A 615-nucleotide genomic window follows, 5' to 3' on the forward strand; every position below is an offset into this window, starting at 1 on the left:
GGTACTCTATCCAGTTGAGCTAAGGGTGCTTCTTTCAACCTTTGTCTATGCCGAGGACCGGAATCGAACCGGTACGATCGTTACCAATCGCAGGATTTTAAGTCCTGTGCGTCTGCCAGTTCCGCCACCCCGGCCTCCTCAAGCGAACGACGGGATTCGAACCCGCGACCCCCACCTTGGCAAGGTGGTGTTCTACCACTGAACTACGTTCGCATTGCTTTCTTTATATAAAAAAATGCCGGCTACATGACTTGAACACGCGACCCTCTGATTACAAATCAGATGCTCTACCAACTGAGCTAAGCCGGCTCATTATTATTCTCTTATGCGGGTTAAGGGACTTGAACCCCCACGCCGTAAAGCGCCAGATCCTAAATCTGGTGCGTCTGCCAATTCCGCCAAACCCGCAAAATATGACCCGTACTGGGCTCGAACCAGTGACCCATTGATTAAAAGTCAATTGCTCTACCAACTGAGCTAACGAGTCTTAAAATAATTTTCATTATCTTAACGGTCCCGACGGGAATCGAACCCGCGATCTTCGCCGTGACAGGGCGACGTGATAACCGCTACACTACGGGACCTATGGGAGTTAACGGGATCGAACCGCTGACC

Annotated in this window: 6 tRNA genes; all 6 read right to left on the reverse strand. The window is 50.7% G+C overall.

Going from position 1 to position 615, the window contains the following annotated elements:
* Positions 1–48: 48 nt before the first annotated feature.
* The 6 genes from HMPREF2926_RS05270 to HMPREF2926_RS05295 all read right to left on the reverse strand — a co-directional run bounded on the left by HMPREF2926_RS05270 (position 49) and on the right by HMPREF2926_RS05295 (position 584).
* Positions 49–134: transfer RNA gene (locus HMPREF2926_RS05270), tRNA-Leu, on the reverse strand.
* A 7-nt stretch (positions 135–141) separates the two neighbouring features.
* A tRNA-Gly gene (locus tag HMPREF2926_RS05275) sits at positions 142–213 on the reverse strand.
* 23 nt (positions 214–236) lie between these two features.
* Positions 237–309 (reverse strand) — tRNA-Thr (locus HMPREF2926_RS05280).
* A 17-nt stretch (positions 310–326) separates the two neighbouring features.
* Positions 327–408: transfer RNA gene (locus HMPREF2926_RS05285), tRNA-Leu, on the reverse strand.
* Positions 409–414: 6 nt separating this feature from the next.
* A tRNA-Lys gene (locus tag HMPREF2926_RS05290) sits at positions 415–487 on the reverse strand.
* A 24-nt stretch (positions 488–511) separates the two neighbouring features.
* Positions 512–584 (reverse strand) — tRNA-Asp (locus HMPREF2926_RS05295).
* Positions 585–615: the final 31 nt, after the last annotated feature.

This window comes from Streptococcus sp. HMSC078D09 (assembly GCF_001813675.1).
Taxonomy (GTDB): domain Bacteria; phylum Bacillota; class Bacilli; order Lactobacillales; family Streptococcaceae; genus Streptococcus.